We start from the raw sequence: 4,612 nt of genomic DNA, 5'->3' as shown, positions 1-4,612 counted from the left end.
CTGCGGCCAACCAGGTGATCGCCACCTTGCCCGACGCCGTCGGGCCGGCAGCCGATGAAACCGGGGCGCTGACGCTCGGCGCGGACGGCTTCCCCATCGGCGAGGCGCCCGCCCAGGGTTGTGAACAGGCACGCCCATGGCAGCCAGCCATCCTCGCGATAGGCGCCTGGCGGCAGCAGCCTGGTCACCTCGTGACAGCCATGATCGATATCGCTGCGCGGCATCAGCAGGGACAGCCCTGCCCTTCCTGCTGCCGCCCATCCGGTGCCACCGCCGCACCCGTTCACAGAATGCGGGGCTGCGGGTTCGGCGGAACCGGGAGAATGGACACCAGCCCCACGCAGACTGACTACAGCCGACCCTGTTCACTTCTGCAGATTGGCTACTAGGTCGCTATTGACCTTGGTGCATCCGTAGGCTCCCAATGCCCCTGCTGCAGCGGTGAAGAGGTCCGCCAACTTGAATGAACGAGCCTTCCAGCCGTGGGAAAGCTTTGCGACCACAGTGCCGCTGGCCGTGTTGCATGCGACCTTGTAAATGTCGTTCATTCCGGCAGGAATGTCTTTCGTGGCTGATGTCGGCGCCTGGGTTGACGCGCTGGAACCAGCTTTGATCGTGTTGCTCATCGCACCGATCAGCAGCGTATTGCTGGCCTCGTCCAGTTCTTGAGGGCTCGCGCACCGAATCAGACCGACTGCTTCCGCGAGCAGGGAGGCGTCGGCCTGCTGTACGCCTGGGAGCCGCAGGAGCAACATGTCTGCCGCAAGGGAGGGAATTCCCCCGCACACCCAGTTTTCGAAGTCAAGGAGATCCTTCGACGTCAGGTCCTGCCATTCCGGTTTTGCCGCCTGGAATTTCCACAGCACACGATGGCGGGCAAGGTTAATTTCCCTGATCTCTGCAAGCACTTGATCCCAGGCTCCAGGAGGAAGCTCAGGAAGCGGTTGGGTTGTGGTATTGGGCTCCTCAAGACTGCGGCTTACCAGCTCGCTAAGCGAATTTGGCGCCGGCGTCGGATCTGGCTGTGCGATGGCGGGGCTGCCCAGCGTGAGCAGGGCGGCAGTCGCAATCCCGGCCGTGCCTTTGGTTCCCCATTGCATGGCGACTCCTTGCGGAAGTGCCCGTAGGACTCCGTTCCAACTGTGCGCCCTGCCGCCTTGCCTCGCATCCGGACGCAGGGGACATGGCTCAGCACCAACTTCGTGTGCCGGCGCAACCAACAAATAGAGGGCACCTCGCCGTACCCTCCAGCACAGCGCTCGAAGCTGAGCCCTGGGCCAACTTCGTGCACCGGATTCCGCCGCCGGGGTGCCACTCCATCACCGGGCCGACCGCGTCCCCATGTTCGGCGCACCAGGAGACGGGTACGACTCCCCCGCAGTCGTACCTGCGGCACACGCACCCCTCCCCCGACCGGGCGGACGGGACGCCGTGCCGGACCACCCCGTCCGCCGTGCTCTCTGCGGTGCCCCGCAGGGCGGTCGGCCACGCCAGGGTCACCCGCAGGCCACCCGACCCAGAACGGAATCGCTCGATCACCCGCACCTCGCCCAGCACCGCCAACGGCCCTGTGCCCGGAGCGGTCAGCCGACGCACTGATGCCCTGAACTCCCCCGCCCCGAGGGCGGCCAGTGCATCGGCGTCCGCATCGGTGGACCAGCCGGACAACTGGTCCTCCCCCTCGGCATCGTCGGCCAGGACCAGCCACGGGTCATCGAGTCGGAACCGGGACGTACGGCGCCCGGCGCCGGCCACGACCAGCGAGGCCGACGGCATGCCCACGGGCACCCCGATCTTGTCGTGGGCAAGCAGCCAAGCGACCACAGCCGGCCGGTCGAACTGCGGATGCACCTCCGTGCCGCCGGCCGGCCCGGGGAAGTCGGCGTGCCGGCGGCGCCAGTTCATCACCGCGGCCCGGCCGACCCGAGCGATCCGCCCCACCTCCCCCAGCAGCACCCTGTCCCGGCCCGGGACAACCGGAGTGAGGGCGGCGAGCGGGGAGCGGCAGCCCGCAGGGGCGGCGTACACCGCCCGCCAGTCGGCCAGGGGGCGGACGACAGGGAGCAGGGCGACGTCCTCGGCGCAGTACAGCGGGACCACGGTGACGCCGCCGTGGTGCTTGTAGTCGATCTCCACCGATCCGGCCGGGGCGACCCAACCGAGCCTGACGACCTGGTCGAAGTCGACGCGGCGGACGCCGAGGCGCCGGGCGGCCTGGTCCGGGCCGAGGGGGACGTGCCGGTCGAGCAGGGCCGGCAGGTCCCGGCGGCGGGTAAGCGCCCCTGGTCCGGGTGGACGTCGGGGAACTCGGCATCCCCGCCGAGGCGGACCAAGAGGCTGACCGCCGAGGTGGCCGACCGCCGAGGCGGTCACCCGCGGCCGGCACCGCAACGGCGCCCCCAGGGCTTCCGTCAGCCGGTCCGCCGCCACCCCGGCCCCGATCGGGCCCCGCAGCGCCGCCCGCACCTGCTCCGGGTCGGCAGCCTCCACCACCGCCCGTGACCACAGCCCCGGGCCGGCGTCGGCGGCCGGGACAAGGCCCGAGCCGGCCACCCACCGCCAGGCCGCCAGAGGCACCCGCAGCCGGCCCGCGGCCTGGTTCTCGTCGTACTGCTCCCGCACCGAACGCACCATGAATCGCACTCCGATCGCACATCGGCGGCCCGACCATCGGGCCGCGCCGGAAACATGCCGAAAGATTCCGTTTGTTGTCAATAGCCCTGATTCTGGGGCGAGTTGGGAGCACACCGCATAAGCCGCCTACGCGTACGCGAGGACCGGATTCACCCCTGCGGAGGACAGTGAGCCGTCGGGCGGGCGCCGCGTGAAGCCGGCGCACGGCCACGACCCCTCGCCCTGGCCCGGGTGAACTGGCTGGCCTGATGAAGCGCTGCGACCAGAACGACAAGGAGGGAAGCTTTCCCGGGTGATCAGAACAGCAGCAGCTTCTCGTCGGCCTCCGGCTCGGCGTCCTCCCACAGGGGAAGCAGCAAGTCCGAGCCCGCGGGGATGAGGCGCCCCGAGGCGATGCAGGAGATCGGTGGGAGGCCGTGGCGGCGGTTCTGGGGTCCCGGCGGGTCGTGGCGGGCGAGGTGGCGCGTGTCCGGGCTCACAGCGACGGAGCGACGGCAGGCGGGACAGGCGATTCGAGGCCATGCGGACATGACAAATCCTCCTTCGTCGAAGGCACGTTGAGGGGGGTACATCCCCGAGAGCCGGGGGTGTGCTGGGAGCGTAGGGCCGCTCGCCGATGCCGGCGCGGGCCTGGCGCAAAAGCCGACAGCGACGCGTTGTTGCAGGTGAAAGGCAGTGCAAGGCTCCGGAAGAGCGAGCAACCGCTAGGGGCCTCGAATGACCTCTAGGAACCGCTAGTGTCCTGCGCCGGTAGTTGATCGTTAGTTGTTGTGTGACTTCTGGTGTGTCAGTTCCTCGTCGGGGCCCGAAGCTGGTGCCGCTGCTGCTTTCCGATGAGGAGCGGGCGGTGTTGGAGCGGTGGACTCGCCGGGCGACGTCGGCTCAGGCGCTGGCACTGCGGGCACGGGTGGTGCTGGCTTGTACGGGGCCGGAGGTGCCGCCGATCGTCGCCGTTGCCCGGGATCTTCGGGTGACCGCGGACACGGTCCGCAAGTGGCGGCGGCGGTTCCTCGCCGACCGGCTGGACGGTCTGGTTGACGAGCCCCGGCCGGGCCGGCCGCCCACCATCAGCGTCGACCAGGTGGAGGCCGTTGTGGTCACCACGCTGGAGGAGATCCCGAAGAACGCCACCCACTGGTCGCGGAAGTCGATGGCGGACCACAGCGGCCTGTCGAAGTCCACCGTCGGCCGGATCTGGCGGAGGTTCCAGCTCAAGCCGCATCTGACGGACACCTTCAAACTGTCGACGGACCCGCTGTTCATCGAGAAGGTCTACGACGTCGTTGGTCTGTACTTCAATCCGCCCGAGGGCGCTGTGGTGCTCTCGGTGGATGAGAAGTCCCAGATCCAGGCCCTGGACCGGTCCCAGCCGGTCCTGCCGATGATGCCGGGCATGCCCGAGCGCCGCACCCACGACTACGTCCGCAACGGTCTGACCACCTTGTTCGCGGCCTTCGATGTTGCCACTGGCGAGGTCATCAGTGCCCTGCACCGCCGACACCGGGCAGCGGAGTTCAAGAAGTTCCTGATCAGGATCGACAAGGAGGTGCCCGCCCACCTCCAGGTCCACCTGATCGTGGACAACTACGGGACCCACAAGACCCCTGCGATCAGAGCGTGGCTGGCCAAACACCCGCGGTTCCAGCTGCATTTCACCCCGACGGGCTCTTCGTGGATCAACCAGGTGGAGCGGTGGTTCGGCTTCCTGGCCGACCAGATGATCCGCCGTGGCACACACAAGAACGTCCAGGCCCTCGAAGCCGACATCCGCAAGTGGGTCAAGAACTGGAACGAAAACCCCAAGCCGTTCATCTGGACCAAGAGCGCCGAGGAGATCCTCGACTCCCTCGCCCGTTTCTGCCGACGGATCTCCGGCGCAGGACACTAGTGTCCTGCGCCGGAAATGGCGACTCTAAGTTGGTAGGCTGTTTGTATGTCGTCTCGGGGTCCTCGTGCTGTCGAAGTCGTGCTGTCCGCC

Annotated in this window: 5 protein-coding genes; 1 reads left to right on the top strand and 4 read right to left on the bottom strand. The window is 68.2% G+C overall.

Features of this window, described 5'->3' with window-relative positions:
- The 4 genes from ACFWTC_RS38570 to ACFWTC_RS38555 all read right to left on the bottom strand — a co-directional run.
- The coding region (locus ACFWTC_RS38570; RefSeq protein WP_384075135.1) for a hypothetical protein at positions 1-224 on the bottom strand (224 nt) is incomplete at its 3' end.
- A gap of 141 nt (positions 225-365) precedes the next feature.
- Positions 366-1,100, bottom strand: a complete 735-nt coding sequence (locus ACFWTC_RS38565; protein WP_384030661.1) for a hypothetical protein — start codon at positions 1,098-1,100, stop codon at positions 366-368.
- Between the two features lie 88 nt (positions 1,101-1,188).
- Complete coding sequence (locus ACFWTC_RS38560; protein WP_384030663.1) at positions 1,189-2,634, bottom strand: hypothetical protein; 1,446 nt, start codon at positions 2,632-2,634, stop codon at positions 1,189-1,191.
- Positions 2,635-2,930: 296 nt separating this feature from the next.
- Positions 2,931-3,164: a hypothetical protein gene (locus ACFWTC_RS38555; protein ID WP_384030665.1), complete on the bottom strand. Its 234-nt coding sequence runs from the start codon at positions 3,162-3,164 to the stop codon at positions 2,931-2,933.
- A gap of 254 nt (positions 3,165-3,418) precedes the next feature.
- Here ACFWTC_RS38555 and ACFWTC_RS38550 point away from each other — a divergent pair, with 254 nt between their 5' ends.
- Positions 3,419-4,522 carry an IS630 family transposase gene (locus tag ACFWTC_RS38550; protein WP_384030758.1) on the top strand — a complete coding sequence of 368 codons (1,104 nt, stop codon included), beginning with the start codon at positions 3,419-3,421 and terminating at the stop codon, positions 4,520-4,522.
- The last annotated feature ends 90 nt before the right edge of the window (positions 4,523-4,612 follow it).

Source organism: Streptomyces sp. NPDC058619, assembly GCF_042717785.1.
Taxonomy (GTDB): domain Bacteria; phylum Actinomycetota; class Actinomycetes; order Streptomycetales; family Streptomycetaceae; genus Streptomyces.
This window is presented reverse-complemented; position numbering and strand designations above follow the sequence as displayed.